Raw genomic sequence first — 21850 nt, 5'->3', positions numbered from 1 at the left:
CGTATACTCTTCCCCGTACGCACAAACTCGCCACACCTCCTACCATGACACGCAGGGGACCGCCCTCGTCCCCGGAAAGGCCCCCGGTTCATGCGACCGCAAGGCAAGATCCACGGAATCTTTACGCCAAATATTGTGCCTCTCGACAGCCGGGGGGAGATCAACGAGCCGGAGCTGCGGCGGTATGTGGACTGGTTGATCGCCAAAGGGGTGCACGGTCTCTACCCGAACGGTTCCACGGGGGAATTCACCCGTTTCACGGTCGAAGAGCGGGTCCGGATCATGGAAATCATGACGGACCATGTGGCCGGGCGCGTGCCGATCCTGGCGGGCGCCGCCGAGGCGAATGTCCGTGAAACGATCCGCGCCTGTGAAACGTATTACTCGCTGGGGGCGACGGCGGTCGCGATCGTGGCGCCGTTTTACTTCAAGCTGAGCCCGCGGGCGGTGTACGCGTATTTCAAGGAAATCGCGGACAACTCGCCGATCGACGTGACTCTGTACAACATTCCGATGTTCGCCAGCCCGATTGACGTGCCGACGGTCCGGCGGCTGGCGGACGAGTGCGACAAGGTGATCGGGATCAAGGATTCGTCGGGCGACATTCCCAACATGATCCGCATGATTCAGGCGATCCGCCCGAACCGGCCGGACTTCAGCTTCCTGACGGGGTGGGATGCGGCCCTGATGCCGATGCTGCTGATCGGCTGTGACGGCGGGACGAACGCCAGCTCGGGAGTGGTGCCGGAATTGACCCGGAAGCTGTACGAGCTGACCCTGTCGGAGCGGCTCGACGAGGCCCGGCAACTGCAGTACGACATCGTCACGCTGTTCGATGCGATGATCCTGCACTCGGAGTTCCCGGACGGGTTCCGGACCGCACTCCGGCTGCGGGGTTTTGAGCCGGGCGTCGGTCGGCAGCCGCTGTCGGATGATCAGCAGGTCGACCTGGCGGCTCTGGCGGACACGCTGCAGTGCATGCTGGCGGAGCACGGTTTCACGGACGAACCGGTCTGCGGCTGCCCTGTTCCACAGAACGGCGGCCCGGACGTGAGCCGGATCGTGGAAGCCGTGGTCAGCGAGCTGCAGAAGCGGATGAAGTAGGGGGAGAGGGAGTAGCGAACAGGGAATAGTGAATAGCCAGAGCAGAGGGCTTATCGCTTTTCGCGTATCGCTGATCGCCAGAGAAGGGCGGCCTGCCTTCGGCGGCCGTCGTCCTGACTCTGTAGCCCAGCGGCGCAAGCCTTGGACCCGACACCCGTCCGGGCAACTTCGCCTTGCCCGTTATTTCCCGTCGAACTATCCTCCCGAGGCTCATGGATGAGCGGGGGTTACGTCGACATGGAAGGCGAGGATGGGCCGGGCCTGTATCCGCTGGCTCAGGCAGTTTGTGGGAGCCGTGCTGCTCCTGGCGTTCTTCGTCTGCGCTGCGGAGGTCGCCCTGCGGGTGCGTGAGGTGACGCAGGGCGGTCGCGACGACGGCCTGGATCAAAAGCTGGCGGGCATCGTCAGTCCGTCTGCGACCATTTACGCCAGCCTGCGACCGTTTGCAGAGGTCCGGACGCGATCCTCGGAAACGCAACAGCCCGTGACATTTCGGCTGAACAGCTACGGATGCCGGGGGCCGGAACCGGTCGTGCCGAAGCCCGCCGACACCGTCCGGATTCTGTGCCTGGGGGGCGATCAGCTCTTTGGGGCGACGACCCCTGAGGAGCTGCACTTCTGCAGTCTGCTGCAGCAGTATCTGCAGGGGCGGAGCGCGCAGACGATCGAGATTCTGAATGGGGCCGTGGCGGGGGGCTCACCCTGCACGCAGTATCTGCGGTTGAAGCACGAGCTCGCAGCTCTCCAGCCCGACTACGTGCTGCTGGAAATTGATCCGGTGTTTCTGGCGCGTGGCGCGGCGTTGCAGCGGTGGATGCGCAGCGACGTCCGCGGGCAGCCATTGACGTGCTGTCATCCGGCGCTGATGGGGAAGTCGGTGGGGCCGGCCGGCCGGCGCTGGCGCGAAGAGTTTCGCGTGCTCGATCGACTGGCCTGCCTGGCGGGGGCTCGATTGCTGGGAGCGGAAACGGCCGGAACCGATGGGACCGGGCGGTCTGACGAGGCTGGCTCGCTGGATGTACTGCCGCATCTGGCGGCGCTGGTGCAGCAGTGGGGCGGGCGGGTGGTGGTCTGGTCGACTCCGGACCTGCAACAGGCGCCGGACATGGATGCCGCCCGGCTCGCGCAGCGGGTCGGTCCGGCGGTTCAGGAATCGGGAATTCCGTGGTGCGATGTGACCGTGCTGTATCGCGAACCGGCGCTGGTCCGTCAATGGTCGCTGCCGGCCGGAACCGGCTGGACAGGGCAGGGGCATCAGCAGCTTGCCGAGGCGGTTGCCAGCTTTCTGCTGGCGCGGGTTCCGGGAAGCTGGAATGGAGTCTATGATCGGCAGATGCCAGTCCAGCCCGCCGTCCACCAGCGGAGCATTCCCTGAAATCGCGGCCAGCGGACCCAGGCCGGACATGGAGAATCTGCGAGTCTGACCGACGCTGTCTCCAGCCGGGGCTTGCACGGCGGCGTATAATCCCACGGGGGAATCCACGACTTCCATTGAACAGGCGCAACATGGCTGATTCTTTCAACAATGCCTGCCACTATTTCGAGTCGGCGGCCGATCTGCTGGGGCTGTCTGCCAACATGCGGCGGCTGCTGCAGGTTCCCGAGCGGGAGGTGAAGGTTCAGGTCGCTCTGGAACTGGACAACGGCGAGATCGCCACCTATATCGGCTACCGGGTTCAGCACGACAGTTCCCGCGGTCCGATGAAGGGAGGGCTGCGGTATCACCCCGAGGTCGACGCCGAAGAGGTGCTGACGCTGGCCTCGCTGATGACCTGGAAGACGGCGGTCGTCAATCTGCCGTATGGCGGCGCGAAGGGGGGGATTTCGGTCGATCCCAAGCAGCTCAGCCCGGGCGAGCTCGAACGGATCACCCGCAAGTTCGTCGACGAGATTCACGACATGGTCGGACCGGATAAGGATATTCCGGCGCCAGACATGGGGACTAACGCCCAGGTGATGGCGTGGTTCGCCAACCAGTACGAGAAATTCTACGGTTTTCAGCCGGCGTGCGTCACGGGGAAACCGGTCGAGCTGCACGGCTCTGAAGGCCGCGAAGAAGCGACCGGTCGCGGCGTGGTGCTGTGCGCAGAGGCGATGATGAAGAAGTTCGGGCGCGATCTGCAGGGGGTGAAAGTGGCCCTGCAAGGTTTCGGCAATGTGGGAACGTTTACCGCCAGCATTCTGCACGAGAAAGGGGCGAAGGTAGTCGCGGTTTCGGACGTGTCCGGAGGGATTCTCAATCCCGAGGGGCTCGACATTCCCAGGTTGCTGGAGTATGCGCGAAGTAATAAGGGCGTCAAGGACTTTTCGGGAACGGACGCGATCGACAATGCGGCCTTGCTGGCCGCGGACGTCGATATCCTGATCCCCGCGGCGCTGGGGGGCGTGCTGACGGCGGAGAACGCCGACGCGGTCCGTGCGAAGTACATCGTGGAAGCGGCCAACAATCCGACGGAAGCCGAAGCGGACGATGTGTTCCGCCGTAAGGGGATCGTTGTGGTCCCCGACATCCTGGCGAATGCGGGGGGGGTGACGGTCAGCTATTTTGAATGGGTCCAGAACCGGCAGCACTTCCGCTGGGACGTCAATCGGGTGCGGGACGAGCTGGGGAAGGTCATGCTCGACGGCTTCGACCGCGTCTGGACGCTGGCTGAGGAAAAGAAAGTTTCGTTGCGGACGGCTGCGTATATTCTGGGGATTGGCCGGGTCGGTCGGGCGACCGTGCTGGGAGGGATCTGATGACGGACGACGGACTGACGGCGACGCTGCAGATGTGCCAGCTTTTTCATGGCCTGACCGTTGAAGAGCGGAAGCAGATCGAAGAGCTGATGACGATCGAGCACCACCCCGCTGGGGCCGAGATCATCCATGAAGGGGGCGATTCGCAGTCGTTGTGGCTGATCGTCCGCGGGGTCTGCAAGGTCGCCCGCTGCAACCATCTGGGACAGTGCAAGCATCTGGCGACGCTGGAGGCGGGGAGCCTCTTCGGGGAGATGTCGTTCCTGCACTCCGCGCCGCACTCGGCGTCCGTGAGAACCGAGGCGGCGGTGGTGCTGTGGCGGCTGACGCGGGAGCGCTTCGAGCGGCTCCACACGCATCAGCCGCGGATTGCGTATGTCGTGCTGTCGAACCTGGTGACCATCCTGTCCCAGCGGCTGCGGAAGATGGACGACTGGGTCTGCACGATCATGGAGCACAACGCGGAGCCGGTCCGGCATCGCGAAGAGTGGACGGAGTTCCGGTCCCGTCTGTTCGGGGACTGGAATCTGATGTAAGGCGGGTATCGGGTCTCGGGATTCGGGTATCGCAGAGCGGGCGGGCCGAAAGTGTCGGCCGCTCGTTGATACCCGTCATTGCTTTCGGGTGGCACGCCCAGAGGCTTGGCGATGGGCGTGTCTTTCATTGGAAAGCGACGAAAACCACGCCCATCGAGGACTCTGGGCGTGCCACCCTTCTGGACTCATCTCTCGGCTACTCCGTTTCCTCGACGCGCGTGGCGAGGAAGCCGAATTTGCGGCCTGTCAGCGTGACCGTGCCGGCCATTCTGGACTTGTCCGTGGTCCAGAGGTAGGCGTCGACCTGCATCTGGGCGTTGGCGAGGAAGACGTCGAGTTTCAGGTTGTGCGGCGTGCCGCCGATCTGGCCAGTGATGTCGTAGGTGTTCTGCAGGTCTTTCGAGACGAATGAACCGGTCGCCCGGCCGTTCTCGGCGATCTTGAGCCGCCATTCGCCGGTCCAGCGACCGTCGGCGTCGACCTTCCAGGTCCCGGCAAAGTCGCCCGCTTCGACCCCTTCATGATCGGCCGGTTTGCCGGTGGCCTTGTCGACGGGGGGAAGCTGCGATCCGTTGAGGGGGATCATTCTGGCAGGTTCGAGAACTTTCAGGGCTCCGTCGGCGGTGAACTCGATATCGCCCCCCTGACCGGCGGGGACGACCTGGCCGATATCGAAGTTGAAGGCGAACCCCGGGAAGACCATCACGTCCTTGCCGACTGCGGTGGTCAGCTCCGGGCGGTCGCCGCGGTACGTCACGAAGCGCTCGATCAGCAGCACCTGCACGGGTTTGTCTGCAGTCTTACGCAGACCCCAGGTGACGATAGCCTTGCTCCAGTTTTCTTCGTCCGTCTTGATGAAAATGCAGGGAGAGCCGATGGTCGCGGAAAGGGGCTTCAGGCGCGCCGATTCGTTGAGCGTGATCTGAGCGACGGCCTTCGCGGCGTCCAGATCTTCAAACGACTTGCGAATGATGGGGCCGGCATGTCGTTCAAAGACGTCGGCCGCCTGGAGGGTCGCCGGGGCCAGCATGCAGACCATCGCCAGCATTGCGTGGCAACGGAGGAGAATCGCGGACTTCATGGAATTCCTCGCAAAGTGAGTGAGCGCTGCGATCGAGCGGCGGCCGGAAGGAATCATCGTGCGGCGGGTCGCGGGGGCTGTCAATTCGATCCTGGAATGGACTCGGCATAGGCTTTCAGCATCTCCAGTCCGCTCCACATGCTGACGGCGCTCAGAGCCAGCCCGCAGAAAAAGACCGTCATCGGCTGCCCGACGAGGGGCCAGCGGGTGCAGGTGTACCAGATGAGGTAGGGGGGGAGTGACGCGAACAGAATGCCCCGTCTGGGATCATCTGCCAGGGCGATGACTGCCGCCCAGCCCATGCCGACGAGCGTCAGGGCCAGACCGAGAAATGACCAGACGATCACCAGGTAGGGGATGGCGAGGGGGACAGACCGGGCCCAGAGCCAGAAGACGGATTGAAGCAACAGCGTGGTGACCAGGACGAGGGGGATGAATCCGCGCAGGGGGAGCCGCCAGTCCGCCGGTGCGGCCAGACCGCCTGTCTGCGGGCGGGCAGGCGGCTTCTCAAGGTCTTTTGTGCCAGAAGGTTCGGACATCCTGGACTCGGGTGTTCGGGGACGCAAGGCAGGCCGAATGAGAATGCGACGTTCGTTTTCCGGTCGGCGGTCGACGGCAATCGCGAGGTTGCCGTCAATCGACCTAACGGCGTCGCTTGACAGTTGTTGCGAAGAGCCTTTACGATGCCGAACTTCGCAGCGGAACGCAATCGGTCCGTCGACAGGAGAGGACCGTACCGTTCCGCATTCGTTTTTCCATCTGAGTTTTGGACGCACCTGCCATGGCTGTCCCGGATCGCCGTCAATCGAAGTCTCGCTCCCGGAAACGCCGGAGCCACGATGCTATCAAGCCGCCGCAACTGCAGCACTGCCCGCAGTGCCAGACGATGATCAAGAGCCACGTGGTCTGCCCGACCTGCGGTTCCTATCAGGGACGCGCGCTGGTTTCGGTCGAGGAATAACTCTGTGATGCGGATAGCACTGGATGCGATGGGTGGGGACGTGTTCCCCGAGCCCAACATCGAAGGAGCGATCGCCGCACTGCAGGAGAACCCCGATCTGGAGGTCGTGCTGGTCGGAGATCAGCCGCAGCTCGACGCTGCGCTGACCCGGCTCGGTGATGCAGGCGGTCGGTTGAAAATCCATCCGGCGGACGGCTGGATCGGCATGGAAGAGAAGCCGACCGAGGCGCTGCGGAAGAAGCCGAACTGCTCGATCACCGCCTGCTGGAAGTTGATGGCGGGCAAGCAGGTCGACGCCGTCGTGAGTGCCGGGCATACCGGCGCGGTCGTGGCGGCGGGATTGACGACGCGGCTGTTTCTGAAAGGGGTGAAGCGCCCGGGGATCGCCGTGGCGCTGCCGACCATGCAGGGACGTGCGGTGCTGATGGACGTGGGGGCCAATCCGGCGGCCCGTCCCGAGCACCTGTTTCAGTACGGCGTGATGGGCTCGATTTACGCCCGCGAAACTCTTGGGATCGCCACTCCCCGCGTCGGCCTGATGAATATCGGGACCGAGGACGGTAAGGGGGTGGATCTGGTCCGCGACGCCCACCTGATGTTCGCCCGCAGCCGGTTTGTAGACCGCTACGTGGGCAACGTCGAAGGGCGGGACCTGTACCAGGGGGCGACCGAGGTCGTCGTCTGCGAGGGCTTCGTCGGGAACGTGATTCTGAAGGTCAGCGAAGGCATCGTCGACATGCTGACGAAGGCCATGGCCGGCGAGCTGATGGGGACGCTGCAGCAGGAAAAGCCGCTGGCGATGCAGGCCTTCAAGAACCTCGACAAGCGGTTCCAGTACCACGAATCCGGCGGCGCGCCGCTGCTGGGTGTCGACGGGATCTGCATCATCTGTCACGGCGCCAGCAACAGCCGTTCGATCGCCAGTGCGCTCCGCGTGGCGACCGGGATGAAAGATCGCCGGCTGAACGAAAAGATCATCGAAGAACTGGCGGCGGAAGCGGCCAACGGCAACGTCGCCTGAGGATTCCGCGGCTTCCTCTGTCAGGCCGCGGTGAGCCTCGAAGACTCGACTCACCCTGCAGCACGTCCCCACGCATTGTTCGCCAATTGGCTTGGTGCTTTGACGTTGACGTTGACGGAGACCTCCCATGAGCCAGATCGCGTTTCTGTTTCCCGGGCAGGGCGCCCAGCATGTGGGCATGGGGAAGACGATCGCCGAGCGGTTTCCGGCGGCTCGCAGGCTGTACGATCAGGCTCGCGAGATCCTGGGTTACGACCTGGCTGACCTGTGCTTCAACGGCCCGGCCGAACGGCTGGACGCCACCGTGATCAGCCAGCCGGCGCTGTTCGTCAGCAGCCTGGCGGCCCTGGAACTGCTCCGCGAGCAGAATCCCGCCGCCATTGAGGGCTGCAGCCATGCGGCCGGCTTGAGCCTGGGCGAGTACACCGCGCTGGTCTTTGCGGGAGCGATGACCTTCGAAGACGGCCTGCGGGTCGTGAAGCGTCGCGGCGAGGCGATGCAGGCGGCGGCGGACGCGAATCCGTCGGGCATGGTCAGCGCCCTGCTGCTGGATCGTGAGAAGGTCGAGCAGGTCCGCGAGGGGGCGTCGGTCGCAGGGCAGATCTGGATCGCGAATTACCTCTGTCCGGGCAATACGGTGCTTTCGGGCGAGAAGCCGGCCTGCGCGAAGGCGGTCGAGGTGATCGAGCAGATCGGCGGCAAGCCGATTCCATTGACGGTCGCCGGGGCGTTTCATACGCCGCTGATGCAATCGGCCTGCTCCGCGCTCGACGAGGCGCTGCGGGGCGTGACGATTCAGCCGCCGCGGATTCCGGTGGTCTCGAACGTCGACGCCCGGTCGCATTCGGATCCGGAAGAGATCCGCCAGCTCCTCGTGCGGCAGGTGGTGCAGCCGGTCCTCTGGGAGGATTCGGTCCGGGCGCTGCTGGCGGCGGGTGCGACGCAATTCTTCGAAGTCGGCCCCGGCAAAGTCCTGAAGGGCCTGATGAAGCGGATCGACCGCAAGCTCGACTGCCAGTCGATCAATGATACGCCGTGAATTCGTTGATGGTTGATCGTCTATGGTTGATGGTTGAGAAGAGTCTGTAAGCGACCAGGCTTTTGACTTTCTGGCCATCAACGATCAACCATAGACGATCAACGATTCGCCAGGTGACAGGCGAGGCACGACAGGACTACGGTCCGCGGGGAATCTCCGGTGGCGGCGTCAGCGCCGGCCTGGCGCGACTTCCAGAGGCACGCGGAGGACATTCCCGCTGGCATCGCCATGGACGATGGCTGCGAGACAGCCGGCGAGCGGGAGAGCTGATGGCCGCCCCAACCGATGCCCACGCCGAGGGCCAGCAGCAGTGACGCCGTCAGCAGATGGCTCCACGCCGCCGGGAGTGGTCGTCGAGGAGACGCAATTCCCAGCCGGGAAGGGGTTGCGACGGCGAGCCGACTGGCAGACTCGGCGGCCAGTTGCTGCAGGTCGAGCCGAGGGAGCGACGTGCCGGACCAGGCGGTCTCCGCATGGCGGCTGCCGTCGCGATCTTCGTACAGGGCGTTCAGCGCCGGTGACAAGGTCTCGCGCATTTCGCGGCAGCGTGGGCAGCGGGCCAAGTGTTGGCGCAGGGCGGCGGATTCCGCGCCGGTCGGATCGGTGATGGCGTCGAAGGCTTGATCGCAATTCATGGCTGGCGATCCTCCACAGGCTGCAGGTGGCGGGCGAGGGCCTCAAGGCCGTGTCGCACGCGTTGCTTGGCGCCGCTGACGCTGCACTGCATGGTCGCGGCGATTTCGTCAAAGGTCAGTTCGGCGTGAAAGCGGAGCCGGATCGCGTCTGCCTGGACTTCCGGGAGTTGAATGAGAGCGGCGTCGAGCCGCGCCGACTCTTCGGACTGGATCGCGGCATCGAAGCCGGTCTGGTCGGTCTGCGGTTCCGCCCGGCAGTCGCCGTCGGAAGTGAGAAGCGATTCCATCGCCCGTCGCTGCGCCCGGGCGTAGTGCCGCTTGCAGAGATTCAGCAGGATCGTCCAGAGCCAAGTCCGGAAGGCAAACTGCGGCTTGAAGCTGGCCCGTCCGGCGTAGACGGCGAGGAAGCATTCCTGCACGACGTCTTCCGCGGCCGCGCACGGTCCGAGCTTGCTGCGGGCGACGCGGAGGAGGGGGGCCTGGTATCTGCGGACGAGGATCTCGAAAGCCGGTTCGTCACCGGCCTGCACGCGGAGCATCAGCGGCTCGTCGGCGGGGTCCATGCAGAGCAGTATACCGGTGGGGACGAGGGAGTCGAAGGGGATTTGCCGGCGTCGGGCGTTGATTGGAAGGTGTTTATTCTCTGGAATACCGTTGACTTCAAGAACAATTAGCAATAAAGTAATTCTGCGGCCGAGGAATTCGGTCCGTGGAGGTGAAGGCGTGGTCGGAAAACTTGAGTACGAGCTGAAAAAGAAGCAGGCCTTTGATTCCGTGCAGCAATCGGCCGTAGTCGGGCTGCTGCGGACGAACGATCTGTTTCAGTACCGGTTCGGGCATCTCTTTCGCGAATACGGACTGACCCAGCCCCAGTACAACGTGCTGCGGATTCTCCGCGGCGAGGGGAAGGCGCTGCCGTGCCTGGAGATCGCGGACCGGCTGATCACCATGGTTCCGGCGATTACGGGGCTGATCGACAAGCTGGAGAAGCGGTTGCTGGTGGCTCGCGAGCGGTGCACCAAAGACCGGCGGATCTGGTACGTGTCGCTGACCGACGAGGGGCGCAAGCTGCTGCAGGAGATGGACGGCCCGGTCATGGAGCTCCACCAGAGCCTGTGCCGCGGTTTGAGCGGAGAGGAATGCCAGCAGCTTGTGGAGCTGATGGAGAAGGCGCGGGCTCCGCATCTGCCTGCGTCCCCAAAGGGCGGGGCGGACTGACGCAGTTTTTTTTGATTCCGATAGTTGAGTGGTGAAACATTGAGTGCGAATGCGTTTCTGGGGCTTTCTTGAAATCGTCGGCCGGCGGCGTTCGCCGATCCGGAAATTCACTCGTCAGACGCAGAAAAATGGATCATGCGATGAATGACAACGACACACTCTTTCGGCCGCTGCAGGTCGGTGCACTGGAGCTTCCGCACCGGATCGTGATGGCGCCGCTGACCCGCGCCCGCGCCACCGATCGTGTGCCGAACGCCTTGATGGCGGAATACTATCGCCAGCGGGCCGGGGCGGCTCTGATCGTCTCCGAAGCGACCGCAATCAGCGCCCAGGGATATGGCTGGCATGGCGCTCCCGCGATTTACACCGACGAGCAGGTTGCGGGATGGCGCCGAGTGACCGATGAGGTTCATGAGGCTGGCGGACGGATGTTTCTCCAACTGTGGCATATGGGGCGCATTTCCCATCCCGACTATCACGATGGCGGGCTCCCCGTCGCTCCCAGTCCGATCGCTGCGACGGGCGAAGCCCACACGCCGACCGGGAAGAAGCCGTTTGTCGTTCCGCATGCACTCACCCGTTCGGAGATCGCCGCGATTGTCGAGGACTATGCCGCCGCGACTCGGCGGGCTCGCGACGCGGGCTTCGACGGCGTGGAGATTCACGGCGCCAACAGCTACCTGATCGACCAGTTTCTGCGGGATGCATCGAATCGGCGCGACGACGAGTACGGCGGGTCGATCGAGAACCGGCTGCGTTTTCTCCGCGAAGTGGTCGAGGCGGTGACGGCCGCCTGGTCGGCGGATCGGACCGGGTTGCGGCTGAGTCCGACGATGAATGGCAACGGCATGAGCGACAGCAATGCGGTTGAACTGTATTCGCAGGCCGCCAGGATGCTGAATGAGTTCGGTCTGGCCTACCTGCACACGGCCGAAGCAATCCGGCCGGGGCGGCTGTTCAATCCGGATGCCCCGCGCGTGACGCCGCACATCCGCGAAGCCTATCGGGGAGTGCTATTCACCAACGGAGGATACGACAAGCAGACCGCGGCGGAAGCGATCCGCGAAGGGGCGGCGGACGCGATCGTCTTCGGTCAGAAGTTCATCGCGAACCCGGACCTGCCCGAGCGCTTGCGGACCGATGCTCCGCTGAATGAACCGGAAGTGGCGACGTATTACGCGCCGGGATCGACGGGCTACACCGACTATCCCGCGCTGTCGGCCAGGTGATTCGGCCACTCTGAGCCGGAGCGGCGGTTCGCCCAAGTAATGGTCGCGGATTCCCGATTCCAATGTCGCGGACCGGCCGAGCCGGGCCGAGGGCCGAGGCGATAACGAGCATCCCCGGACTTCGACTTTCACACTGAGTCACGCGTGTTGTCGGTGGAGAGACTGCGCGTGGAGTTTGCCTTCAGGCGATTGCGATCCCTCAAGATCCGAGGACAACGATGACTCCTGCCGCGCCCCGGATTCCGCACGAAGCGGTTCACCTGGCGATTACGCTCCATGCGAAAGAGGGCCGGGAAGCCGAACTGGAGGAGGCCCTGGTGCGGTTCATCCAGCGGTCGCTCGACGACCGGGGGGCGACCGGCGTGCACCTTTTCCGGCCGGCCGCGGGAGCGTCGTCTCGCGAGTTTTACCTCCATCGCTCGTTTCTGAGCGAGGAGCACAGCCGCGCGTTCTACGAGTCGGAGATGTATCGGCAGTACCAGCGGGAGACGGCCGATCTCATCGAAGGACCGGCGGAGATCCGTCCGCTGCACGGATTCGAAGCGTTTTTCCGCGGCGGCAATCCGCCCCCTCCTCGCTGGAAAATGGCGATCGTCACGTGGCTGGGGGTATTTCCGGCCGTGCTGGTGTGGTCCCGTCTGCTGACGCCGCGACTGGTGCAGTGGCATCCGGTCGCGGTCACGGCGGTAGTGACGATCGTTGTCGTGGTGACGCTGGCGTGGGGGATCATGCCAACGCTGACGAAGTGGTTGCGCCCGTGGTTGCATGCCCGGTGAGGACGTTAATCAAAGTCTCCCGGACCGGCCAGATTGATGTCGACGACTGATTGCAGCAGGTGTACGCTGCGGGTGGACGCAGTCGACGAACGTTTGCCCGCTGGCTGCAACCGAGTGCGCCCGCTTGGACTCAATCTTCCTGGAGATCCCTATGAGCGATGTCAATCGAAGAGATGCCGTGAAGATGGCGGCGGGCCTGGCGATTTGCGCGGTCGGCCTGGGGACGCAGAACGCTCAGGGGGAACAGTCTGCGCTGCCGGCGGCTCCGCCGACCACCGACTCGGAGCTGAGAAGCGCTCAGGCCAGTCCTGAAATCTTCATGTTCGAGGAGCAGGTCACGTTCAAGATCGATGGCGACGGCCGCAGCCGTCCGCTGTATTTCACATCGGCGCGTGACGAACGGGGTGAGACCGCCATCATTCAAGTCCCGTCCAGCTCGCTGCGAATTTTCCGGGCGGACGCCGGTCGGGACGCGTTCACCAGGCAGGGGGGAATCTACTGGAAATTTCGCGAAGCCGACGGGAAAATTCAGTTCAAGAAGCCGGGGGCGCTGGTGATGGTCGTCCGTGACGCGGATGACACCGTCCGGTGCTATTCGCTGGCCTATGACCTGCGCTGCTGAAGCGGGCCGGAGCAGGTTGGATTCCTGCCGGACCGTCCGTCGGGAACGGTTGCCGACTGGTGGACGGCCATTAAGAGCGGCGGTGGTCATCGGTTCGCTCGTCGCGCCGGAATAATCGTTACAACCGTTCAAGTTTCGCAATTCCAAGTTCGATAACACCAGGGATGTCGCTTCAGGTCCTCCGTCGACAGCCGGCGAGGCTCTTTCACCCCAGTTGCAGTCGGGGCAGTCCAGGTGATGCACTGGGGACAATGCCGGACGATCGTTGTCCCCGCCCTGCCGACATTACTCCTGGCGGCGCTGGCGCTGTGCGGTTGCCTGGAGGCGGCCCGGTCGCAGGACGTCTCCACGACGACGGCTTCAGACGTGGTCGAACGAATTGAGCCCGAGACGTTCTTGACCGCTCCCTACGAAGCGGGAGGGCGATCATTTGCAGAATCGACGGGCGATCCCGAGCAGGTCTTTCCGGATGGCGACGAGCTGGATTTGCCGCTGAGGGCGAAGCTAGGGGACGGCTTTACGCTGGAGACGCCGGATCAGCAGTATCAGTTCCGCGTTCGTGCGCTGACTCAGGTCGACGGCAAGTTCTTTACTCCCACCGACCAGGAACCGGCCCGGAGCGGGTTGTACATTCCGCGGTTCCGGGTCTACTTCGAAGGGCAATTGACCGAGCTGTTCGAATACGAACTGTCGCTGCAGCGCAGCGTCGAGGGGGCCTTCGATATTCTGGATGCGAACACCAACTTTCGCATCAACGAGGGGCTGCAGTTCAAGGTCGGACGGAGCATTGCGCCCTACAGCTTCGCCTGGTACGACCATCTGGAACAGTACTACATCACTCCCGAACGAGGGCTCTTTGCGCTGAACTTCGGACTGGCCCGTCAGTCCGCGGTGATTGCACACGGTCGACTGAACGACGATCAGTTCCAGTACGCGATCGGCGGGACGCTCGGTCAGCTCGCCGGGCTCGCCGACACCAATGCCACTCGTGACGCCGTGGGATACTTCAACGCCCGGCCGTTCCTGCATACCGATTCCGCGCCTTGGTTTCAGTTCCTGAACCTCGGCGGTTCGCTGGCCGTCGGCCGGCAGGCTTACGAAGGATCGGCGCTGCCGCTGCGGACTTCGCTGCAGACGTCGGAGAACGACGAAGCGGCTCAGGCGGCCTCGTCGATTTTTCTGGAGTTCAATGACGGCGTGGTTGCGACCGGTCGGCGGATTCAGGGTTCGCTGCACGCGTCCTGGTACGCCGGGCCGTTTTCGCTGGAGGCGGAATGGTATTCCGCGCGGTTCCAGCTCGCCGCCGATCCCGCCGCCGAAGCCGTGACGATTCCGATCTCAGGGTTTGACGTCACACTCGGCGGCTTTGTGACCGGCGAGACGGTGGAGAAACGTGGCGTGGTGGTTCCGCTGCGTCCGTTTACGCCTCAGTCCGGCGGCGGACCGGGAGCGGTGGAGTTGTTTGGCCGTTATTCGCATCTGCAGCTCAGCAACCGCGTGTTTACCGCGGGCCTGGCGGATGCGGCGGACTGGACGAACCGGGCGGCGATCACGGACATCGGCCTGAACTGGTATTTGAACCGATTCGTCCGCCTGACGTTCGACTGGCAGCACGGCATGTATGCCGATCCCGTGCTGTTCAACGAAGAGCGGGACCTGCGGTCACGGACGAGCGACCTCTACTGGGCCCGGTGCCAGCTCTATTTCTGAATGACCGGCCACGATTGTGAGGCGCGCCTGTCGTCCCTCTCCCGCATCAGGTATGCGGGAGAGGGGACTCGACAACGCCACGCTTCGGCAGAATCGAAGCCGAGATCCGGCGGTGATTCTTCGAAAAACGACCGGAGATTCCGGGCTCCGCGGCTGACCCTGTCGCGGCATCTGGCAGGCCTGTCGTCATGATCTCGAATGCCCCTCGCCGGCTTGTCCTGGAATCGAACCGCGAAGAGCTGGATCAATGCGATTTCTCCAGGTCGTCGAGACGGGCTTTGCACTGCTCGATAGTCTTTTGCAGATCGCTTAGAACCGTGTCGTGGAGGTTCTCCCGCGCTCGGACGAGGTTCCCGCGGTAGCGCGCCCAGTAGAGCGCCAGCATCGGAATTGCGAGCGCGCCGCAGGCAACGGTGAGGAGCATGAGTCCCGGCACCACGACGTCGCCGAGCAGGCCCGCCGGCAGTCCGCCGCGCGGCACAAGCCGCTGTAGAGCAAGCACCAGGGGGAGAAAGGACAACGCTCCCAGCCAGGTCACGAGCGTTGCGATGCGGACGGTTTTCTCGTTCCACTTCGCTTTGTCCAACTGATCCGCAAGTTTCCGACGATGGAGCGCGTATTGCTCGTCATCGAACGGAACGTCCCGCTCCAGCAGCAGGTCCACCAGATCGCGTTTTGACACTTCAGCCATTTTCAAACTCCTCAACGGCTCGTCGCATGGCTTCTTTCGCATAATGCAACCGAGACTTGACCGTACCGGACGGACAGGCGAGCACATCGCTGATTTCTTCGAGCGTCATCTGTTCCAGAAACCGCAGGACCAGGATTTCGCGGTGATCGGACGACAGACGCTCAAGCGCCCGATGCACCAGATCGGCGTCGTCGAGCCGGCAAGACGCACCGGCATCTCCGGTTGCAACCTTGCTGTCATGCGAAGACTCTTTCGGAACTCTCCGCATGTCCCGCCGGATCGTTGCGACGGCCTTCGCGTGTGCGATTCGATATAGCCACGTCCGAAACGCTTCGGGCAGCTCCAGTCTGCCGATCTTGCAGAAGACGGTCAGCCAGATGTCCTGGACGAGATCCGAAGCGCGATCCGAGTCCCGTTCGAAGCGGCGTACGAAGTACAGGAGTCGTCTGTCGTACTTCTCGACCAGGAGCTGAAATGCTTGACGGTCACCCTGACGGGCGCGCAGGACCCACAGGTATTCCTGCGCCCGGTTCAGTTTCTCGTCGGAGTCTGACACGCTGGTTGTCTCCCCATCGCTACGGTCAGTCACTGCCGGCAATACAGTCGCGTCCCGGACGCCAAAGGTTCAAACGGGAAATCGCGTCATCGGAAAATTGGCCGGCGCCTCCGTTTGCAGCGGAAGGCATTGCCACAGAAAGTCTGCTGCAATTGTGCCCCGTGGAATCCCCGCAGTCCTGCAGGATTTCTGAAAGCCTGCTCCGGCGACGGCGGAGGACTCTACGCTGGAATCGATGTTATTGTGGAGTGCATCCCGCGCGGGCGCCGCGGCTGGCGGCTTTCGGTTCATGGCCTCTGACGCAAGCCTGACGTGCAGTTGTCTCGACACACCGCCGCCGTTGCGTGGTACACTGTCAACGGAGGGATTGTGATGCCGCTACGTGATCACTTCCGTTCGCCCGTCGATAACGTCCATGCGTGGGATGAGCTGCATGGCGGCTGGCCGGCGATGATCGTCCGGCAATTGGACGAGATGTTGCCGGAACCTTGGTTCGCGGCCCCGGGAGTCCATCTGGGAACGTTGCAGGAGGTTGCTGACGCGACCACCTCTCCTCTCCGCCCGACGCTGACGCTTGAACCTCAACTCCCCGGACAGGACGTCTACGAGGTCCGCATCTCCGACAGCCGCCGCAACCGCCGGCTTGTCGCCGCGATCGAGATCGTCAGCCCCTCCAACAAGGACCGTCCGGAAACGCGGGGAATGTTCGTTTCCAAAGTCGCCGCGATCCTCAAGCACGACATCTGCGTCTCGATCGTCGACGTAGCCACGACGAGTCCGTTCAACCTGTACGCCGAGCTGATGAACTTTCTCGGCGGCACCGATCCGGCCCTGGGAGACCAACCGCCTCCCATCTCTGCGGCGACGCTGCGGACGCGGTACGAAGGGCCGCGGCGTCTGCTGGATCACTGGTACTACCCGCTTGCTGTCGGAGAGAATCTGCCGACGCTCCCGGTCTGGCTCAAAGCGGACTGGGCCATTTCTCTCGATCTGGAAGCGAGCTACGAAGAGGCTTGCCGGACGCTGCGGATTCGGTGAGGGGCGGGCTTGCCGACGCCGTGAAAATCCGCTGGGGCGGCCCGGACGCGGCATCAAGCCAGCAGTGTCATCCGAGGCCGCATGACTATCGATAGAGTCCAACGGCGGCCGTCGGGGAGATTGTCGCTGATGGAATCTCAACGCGCCGGCTTGCCCGATCGATTGCGAAGAGCACTGCTGACCCGCGGACGGTCCGGCAGAGGCGCCCGGCGCCTAACGACCAAGGTAACACCGGCCGGCATTCGAGAGAATTCAATTCCTGAACGCCGCCGCTCCGATTGCCCTTCTTATCGCGGTTCTTTACATGAAATTGGGACGCGGCCCAATAGTTGGCTTTCGATGCTTAGGTTGTCCGTGTAGTAGCCGCAGCAACTCCTCCATTCGGCTTCCAAACTCGGAGTCAATGCGAAAGTCGATGAAGATCAATGGTGACAGGTAGTCGGGAGTATGCGAGGCACCATCAGATTCACGAATGATTGGAATAAACTGCTTTGCGGTTCGCATTCGTTCGTAGAATTGGGGGGACAAAAGGCTGGTCTCAATACCAACTCCACTTGAACGTGAGTTAGCCTTGAGGACGTATGCAGGAGTGCATACGCAGAGCACTGCATCGGCGTCGCGCACGGAAGCTTCCATGAATTGAAAGCGGTCCTCTCCGGGACGCAAATCGTATTGATCAAGTATGGTTTCAATACCATTGGTAACGAGTGCGTCGGCGAAGCCACGCGTCCAGTCTTTATGGCTCTCGTTGTCCCATGAATACGAGATGAATGTCCGTATTCGTTGCTCATTCGAAACGGGCATTGCTGCCGGCGCAGTGCGGTTGCCGCTCGGTGACGAATTGGTCGCTCGGTTCAGCCGATCGGAAATGGCGTTACATGCGGCGACTAACTCCGGATCTGCGTCGCGGCGAACCTCGGCGGCGTACTCAACAAGATCACGAATCAGCTTTGAGACGTTTACGTCGGACTCGACCTCAATGAAGCCGCGAAGACAATTTGCCTTCGAACCGCTTCCGTACCGGTATTTTTGATCGTAGATTTCCAGGCCAACGCTGTCGGCAACGAATTCGTGGAACGTGCGGTTTGAAAAGTCCAAGACGTATCCGCCGCCCATCTCAAGGAGCGTTTCAAGCTTTTTGCGTTCAATGAAGGTGAGTTTAGCCATCGATTAATTGCCTGATCCGCGAACAAGTATTCGACCGGAAAAATGCGTAGAATCTTACTGCAGCTTTGCGGTGTGGAATGGACTTGTCAATCTTTCTGCGTCAGAAGGGGCATGCGAAGACGTCTAACTTCTCGCCGCGGGATTTACGGCAACCCCAACCCACCCACTCGCACCAGCACCTGCCGCGCCGCCGGGTGGCCCAGCGCAATCGTCCGGCCGGCGAATTCGGTCGACACGATCCCCGCCTCCGCCGAGTTCTGCGCCACCTGTCCCGTGGCCCCGATCGTCAGGCCTGAGTCGGCTAGAAACCGCAGAAACTCCGGGTCCTGATTCGTCACCCGGGCCACGCAGATTTCGGCCCCTGGCTCGACCGACGACAGCGGGACGCATTCGCTGCCATCCGTCCGCATTTCGCCGTCGGCGGCCGGGATGGGATCGCCGTGCGGGTCGGCGGCGGGGTGGCCCAGGAATTCGTCGATGCGGTCGATCAGCATGTCGCTGACCGCGTGCTCCATGTTCTCTGCTTCCTCGTGAACCTGGTCCCAGGAGAGATCCAGCGTCTTGACGAGGAACAGTTCCAGCAGCCGGTGCCGGCGGAGCATGCGGAGCGCCAGCGACTGACCTTCGCGGGTGAGGCGGGCTCCCTCGTAGGGGCGGTATTCGGCGAGTCCGGAATCGGCCAGCGTCTTCAGCATGCTGGTGACGGTGCCGGGGGAGACCTGCAGGGCTGTGGCGAGCTGGCCGGTCGAGATCCACTCGACCTCATCGCGCATGGCGATCTGCAGGGCCGCCTTCAGATAGTTTTCCACCGTCAGGCTGGCCATCCTGCTGCTCGCTCGGGAAGTCGGATTTGCACCGCCGGGAGTGAGAGAAACGTCTCGCAGGCGACAGAACGAATTCTAAACCATTTCGCCGCCGGAGGATAAGGCTTCAGACCGGAGTCGCCAGCAATTGCCCGCCGAACTGGCCGGGGCAGCCGTGTGAGACTTTGACGGTTGCGTCGCCTGATCCCGCCGGGGCGACGCGGGAATCGCCGTTTTCAATGAGCCGGCCCGGCCGCTTGTGACGATTCTCCCGAAGACGCCGATCAGACCGGCGAGGTTGCGGGCATTATGTTCAGGGGGGAGTTCGATCATGTTGCGCCAGCGGATCGCGCCGGGGTGGCTGCTCGGTCTGGCTCTCTGCACGCTGGGGGGAATGGCTTTCGCGGCGACGCCGAAGCCGCCGGTTGCTCCGCCGCCGGTGGCCACGAATGTCCCGGCGGAAATGCATATCGCCATTGTGGGAGAGATCCACCGTCCTGGCGTTTACCGGATCGTTGGCCAGTCGCTCACGCTGCAGCAGCTCGTGACGCGAGCGCAGGGTTTCACGCCGGCTGCGTCGACGTTGATCCGGCCGATCCGGTGCGGCAAGCCATCGGAGCTGTTTCCCTTCCGACCCGATGGACGGGATGAAATCCGGGATGGCGACGTCTATCAGGTCGAGCGGGATCCGCGTCTGCCGGTGGGGCGCAACTCCCGCGGCATTCACGTGGCGCTGGTCGGCATTCTGAACCGGCCGGTTGTCCAGGAGATTCCCACTCTAAAGCTGGCGGAAACGACGTTGCTGATCCATCAGCTCGGGTTGCCGACCGAGGCGGCCCGTCAGGTTCACGTCATCGACGACCACCGTAAAATGCGGTGGGACCCGGGGCAGGGGCCGGTCGAGCCGTTGACGCTGGAGAACGGCGCCGTTGTTGTCTTTGAACCAGGCCTGTTCGCGGGGCGGAAGGCGCCGCCGGGACTGGCTGCGGCGTTCGAGTACGATCGGAGTCAGAAGGCCCGGGCGTCTTCGACGGCAACTGCAGAGCCATGTGAGGCGGCTCCGGGACTGGCGGTTGTTGAATCCGAACTCCCGCCGTTGCCGGCTCCCCTGCCGGCCGCGATACCCGCTCCGGCGGAGGTCGTTTCGGCCGATTTGAAAACGCCGGGAGAGTCCGAGGCGCTCCGCGAGTTTCCACCGGCTCCGGTGCCCGCACCGCGTTCGCCGGTCCCGCCGACCGGTCAGCCGCTGGCGCTCGATCCGATGGAAGACCTGGCGGATGCGTTTGGCGAAGAGGAGCTGGATGCTCCGGAAGAGGCGGCCTCTTCTATCAGCGTCTGGCACCTGTTCGGCATTCTCGGGGCAGTGGTCGGGCTGGTCGGCATGGCGCTGGCGGTCCGCCAGGCGGTTGGGGGCGGTCGGATTGTCGATGAGTTCGAGCCGGCCCGCGAAGACTCTCTCCAACCGACTGAAGCCGCAGCATCGACCATCGTGCCGGCGCAGGAAGTTCTTCCGTCGGTCGTTGCCGTTGCCGTTGCGGCTGCGGTTCCTCCTGTCGTGCCCGAACGCGATGAGCTGGCGACGCGACTGCAGCAGTTGCTGGACGATGCGGTTCCGATCCGCGAGGAACCGATCGATCTGCCGACAGAATTGCGGTTGGATGGCTGGCTGAGTGCGGCGGCCGTGGTCCATCGACATACCGAGCATGCGCCGATTCCGCGGCCGCACGTTTTCGGCGGGCGCATGCGGAGGGAACGCCGAGCCGGTCGGGTGGAGCAGTTCCTGGAGGAGGCGGCGCGGCCGGCTGCGAAGCCTCGCGACGTGGAGCCGTCTGCGGAAGACAATGCGGTCGTCGCGCGGGCGTTGATTCTCGAACGGCTGAAGCAGGCGACGGATCTCCGGACGCCGTTTGATCGGGCGCTGCAGCAACTTCAGGGAGGTGGGCGATGAGTCTTGGAGTCCAGCTCGCGGCCGAGGCGTTTCGCTCGATCCGCTCGGAACACGAGGCGCTGGTCCTCCGGTCGTGCTCGCCGCGATTCTGCGTCCTGCAGGATACGCCCGCCGTGCGACAGCGGCTGCAGGAGTCGTCGGTGCGGTATCAGATCTGCCGCGAGGGGCTGCTGGTGATCGGCCAGTGGTTCGATGCCTGGGCCGGCATCGCGCTCTCCTCGCCGCAGAAGCTGCTGCCGTATGGTCGCGTGCCGGTGGGGGATCCGGTGTCGCGGCAGTTGCTGGCGCTGGCGATTGAAGCGGTCGTTCCCGAGGCTCCGCAGCGCGGCGACCTGTGCTGCCTGTCAATTCCCTGTGCGCTCCCGAGGGAGTCGCTGGAGACGGACGCCAACCTGGAACACTTATCGCACTTAGTGCTGCTGCGGGGCTGGGAGCCGCGATTTGTGAATGCGGGGCTGGCGCTGGTTCTGGCCGAACTGGGGCCACACCGGCTGACGGGCATGGGCGTCGTCATCGACGACGAAGCGACCCAGGCCAGCATTGTTGTCTGCGGAAAAGAAATCGCGGCCGCCTCCGTGCGGCACGCTGCCCGATTCGACATGGCTGATGGTCAGCGGCCGCCGACCGAAGCCTTCCGTGATCAGCTCGTCGATGCTTTCGATGCCCTCCGCCGCGAGGTCGAAGGGACGTTGACCTGCGCCCTGCCGGGGCCAGTCACGCTGGCCTGTGCCGGGATTGAGACCGAACCGGAACTGGCGGAACTGATCCGCGAGGCCTGGGAGGAAACCGGCTGGCGGCAGCGTCTGGAACACGTCCTGAGTCCGCGAACTCCTGCAGCAGCCGTCGCCCGCGGCTGCCTGATCCACGCCGAACTGGAAGCAAACAACCGTTGCAAAGTCGCGTAGGGCCGGCTGTGCCGGCCGCCAGTCGGGCGTTGCTTCAATCCTCTCAGGCGATTCACGATCAGCGATTCGCG

General features: G+C 63.6%; 23 protein-coding genes. 15 read left to right on the top strand and 8 right to left on the bottom strand.

Translation table 11 applies throughout. From position 1 onward, the window contains the following. Positions 1 to 90 precede the first annotated feature (90 nt). From SH412_RS16055 to SH412_RS16040, 4 genes are all read left to right on the top strand, one after another. Positions 91 to 1104 carry a dihydrodipicolinate synthase family protein gene (locus tag SH412_RS16055; RefSeq protein ID WP_336519029.1) on the top strand — a complete coding sequence of 338 codons (1014 nt, stop codon included), beginning with the start codon at positions 91 to 93 and terminating at the stop codon, positions 1102 to 1104. A 250-nt stretch (positions 1105 to 1354) separates the two neighbouring features. After that, positions 1355 to 2479, top strand: coding sequence for a hypothetical protein (locus SH412_RS16050; RefSeq protein WP_336519028.1), 1125 nt, complete (start codon positions 1355 to 1357; stop codon positions 2477 to 2479). A gap of 131 nt (positions 2480 to 2610) precedes the next feature. Beyond that, positions 2611 to 3843, top strand: coding sequence for a Glu/Leu/Phe/Val family dehydrogenase (locus SH412_RS16045; protein ID WP_336519027.1), 1233 nt, complete (start codon positions 2611 to 2613; stop codon positions 3841 to 3843). Next, positions 3843 to 4379 (top strand): Crp/Fnr family transcriptional regulator, encoded by a 537-nt coding sequence (locus tag SH412_RS16040; protein ID WP_336519026.1) that lies wholly within the window; start codon positions 3843 to 3845, stop codon positions 4377 to 4379. The genes SH412_RS16045 and SH412_RS16040 overlap by 1 nt, the downstream gene beginning before the upstream one ends. 196 nt (positions 4380 to 4575) lie before the next feature. On the opposite strand, the gene SH412_RS16035 is transcribed toward SH412_RS16040, so the two are convergent. Both SH412_RS16035 and SH412_RS16030 read right to left on the bottom strand, forming a co-directional pair. Continuing rightward, entirely contained in the window at positions 4576 to 5460 is an 885-nt protein-coding gene (locus SH412_RS16035; RefSeq protein WP_336519025.1) for a hypothetical protein, read from the bottom strand. 80 nt (positions 5461 to 5540) lie between these two features. Continuing rightward, positions 5541 to 5999, bottom strand: coding sequence for a hypothetical protein (locus SH412_RS16030; protein WP_336519024.1), 459 nt, complete (start codon positions 5997 to 5999; stop codon positions 5541 to 5543). 242 nt (positions 6000 to 6241) lie between these two features. Here SH412_RS16030 and rpmF point away from each other — a divergent pair, with 242 nt between their 5' ends. The 3 genes from rpmF (at position 6242) to fabD (ending at position 8481) form a co-directional block, all read left to right on the top strand. Next, entirely contained in the window at positions 6242 to 6421 is a 180-nt protein-coding gene (gene rpmF, locus SH412_RS16025; protein ID WP_336519023.1) for a 50S ribosomal protein L32, read from the top strand. Between the two features lie 7 nt (positions 6422 to 6428). Beyond that, the gene (plsX, locus tag SH412_RS16020; protein WP_336519022.1) at positions 6429 to 7442 is read left to right on the top strand and encodes a phosphate acyltransferase PlsX; all 1014 of its coding nucleotides are present in this window, start codon (positions 6429 to 6431) and stop codon (positions 7440 to 7442) included. A 127-nt stretch (positions 7443 to 7569) separates the two neighbouring features. Further along, entirely contained in the window at positions 7570 to 8481 is a 912-nt protein-coding gene (gene fabD / locus SH412_RS16015) for an ACP S-malonyltransferase (protein WP_336519021.1), read from the top strand. Positions 8482 to 8579: 98 nt separating this feature from the next. Here fabD and SH412_RS16010 read toward each other — a convergent pair whose 3' ends face one another. Both SH412_RS16010 and SH412_RS16005 read right to left on the bottom strand, forming a co-directional pair. Continuing rightward, positions 8580 to 9116, bottom strand: coding sequence for a hypothetical protein (locus tag SH412_RS16010; protein ID WP_336519020.1), 537 nt, complete (start codon positions 9114 to 9116; stop codon positions 8580 to 8582). Further along, complete coding sequence (locus SH412_RS16005) at positions 9113 to 9679, bottom strand: RNA polymerase sigma factor (protein ID WP_336519019.1); 567 nt, start codon at positions 9677 to 9679, stop codon at positions 9113 to 9115. Before SH412_RS16005 ends, SH412_RS16010 begins: the two co-directional genes overlap by 4 nt. Positions 9680 to 9839: 160 nt before the next feature. Here SH412_RS16005 and SH412_RS16000 point away from each other — a divergent pair, with 160 nt between their 5' ends. From SH412_RS16000 to SH412_RS15980, 5 genes are all read left to right on the top strand, one after another. Next, positions 9840 to 10334 (top strand): MarR family winged helix-turn-helix transcriptional regulator, encoded by a 495-nt coding sequence (locus SH412_RS16000; protein WP_336519018.1) that lies wholly within the window; start codon positions 9840 to 9842, stop codon positions 10332 to 10334. Between the two features lie 140 nt (positions 10335 to 10474). Continuing rightward, positions 10475 to 11563 (top strand): alkene reductase, encoded by a 1089-nt coding sequence (locus SH412_RS15995; RefSeq protein ID WP_336519017.1) that lies wholly within the window; start codon positions 10475 to 10477, stop codon positions 11561 to 11563. A gap of 218 nt (positions 11564 to 11781) precedes the next feature. After that, the gene (locus SH412_RS15990; RefSeq protein WP_336519016.1) at positions 11782 to 12339 is read left to right on the top strand and encodes an antibiotic biosynthesis monooxygenase; all 558 of its coding nucleotides are present in this window, start codon (positions 11782 to 11784) and stop codon (positions 12337 to 12339) included. A gap of 151 nt (positions 12340 to 12490) precedes the next feature. Next, entirely contained in the window at positions 12491 to 12961 is a 471-nt protein-coding gene (locus SH412_RS15985; RefSeq protein WP_336519015.1) for a hypothetical protein, read from the top strand. Between the two features lie 237 nt (positions 12962 to 13198). Beyond that, positions 13199 to 14671, top strand: a complete 1473-nt coding sequence (locus SH412_RS15980; RefSeq protein ID WP_336519014.1) for an OprO/OprP family phosphate-selective porin — start codon at positions 13199 to 13201, stop codon at positions 14669 to 14671. Between the two features lie 244 nt (positions 14672 to 14915). On the opposite strand, the gene SH412_RS15975 is transcribed toward SH412_RS15980, so the two are convergent. Then, positions 14916 to 15362, bottom strand: coding sequence for a hypothetical protein (locus tag SH412_RS15975; RefSeq protein WP_336519013.1), 447 nt, complete (start codon positions 15360 to 15362; stop codon positions 14916 to 14918). Further along, complete coding sequence (locus tag SH412_RS15970; RefSeq protein WP_336519012.1) at positions 15355 to 15918, bottom strand: RNA polymerase sigma factor; 564 nt, start codon at positions 15916 to 15918, stop codon at positions 15355 to 15357. The genes SH412_RS15975 and SH412_RS15970 overlap by 8 nt, the downstream gene beginning before the upstream one ends. Before the next feature lie 372 nt (positions 15919 to 16290). On the opposite strand from SH412_RS15970, the gene SH412_RS15965 reads away from it, so the two are divergent. Then, positions 16291 to 16956: a hypothetical protein gene (locus tag SH412_RS15965; RefSeq protein WP_336519011.1), complete on the top strand. Its 666-nt coding sequence runs from the start codon at positions 16291 to 16293 to the stop codon at positions 16954 to 16956. A gap of 300 nt (positions 16957 to 17256) precedes the next feature. On the opposite strand, the gene SH412_RS15960 is transcribed toward SH412_RS15965, so the two are convergent. Continuing rightward, positions 17257 to 18123 carry a toll/interleukin-1 receptor domain-containing protein gene (locus tag SH412_RS15960; protein WP_336519010.1) on the bottom strand — a complete coding sequence of 289 codons (867 nt, stop codon included), beginning with the start codon at positions 18121 to 18123 and terminating at the stop codon, positions 17257 to 17259. Positions 18124 to 18266: 143 nt separating this feature from the next. Continuing rightward, entirely contained in the window at positions 18267 to 18947 is a 681-nt protein-coding gene (locus tag SH412_RS15955) for a metal-dependent transcriptional regulator (protein ID WP_336519009.1), read from the bottom strand. 310 nt (positions 18948 to 19257) lie between these two features. On the opposite strand from SH412_RS15955, the gene SH412_RS15950 reads away from it, so the two are divergent. Together SH412_RS15950 and SH412_RS15945 are read left to right on the top strand one after the other, a co-directional pair. Continuing rightward, positions 19258 to 20874, top strand: coding sequence for a hypothetical protein (locus SH412_RS15950; RefSeq protein ID WP_336519008.1), 1617 nt, complete (start codon positions 19258 to 19260; stop codon positions 20872 to 20874). Continuing rightward, complete coding sequence (locus SH412_RS15945; protein ID WP_336519007.1) at positions 20871 to 21779, top strand: disk-shape morphogenesis protein volactin; 909 nt, start codon at positions 20871 to 20873, stop codon at positions 21777 to 21779. Before SH412_RS15950 ends, SH412_RS15945 begins: the two co-directional genes overlap by 4 nt. Positions 21780 to 21850: the final 71 nt, after the last annotated feature.

Origin of the sequence: Planctellipticum variicoloris (assembly GCF_030622045.1) — a bacterium.
GTDB lineage: Bacteria > Planctomycetota > Planctomycetia > Planctomycetales > Planctomycetaceae > Planctellipticum > Planctellipticum variicoloris.
Note: the sequence above shows the minus strand (reverse complement) of the source record. Positions and strands in the feature narration are given on the sequence as shown.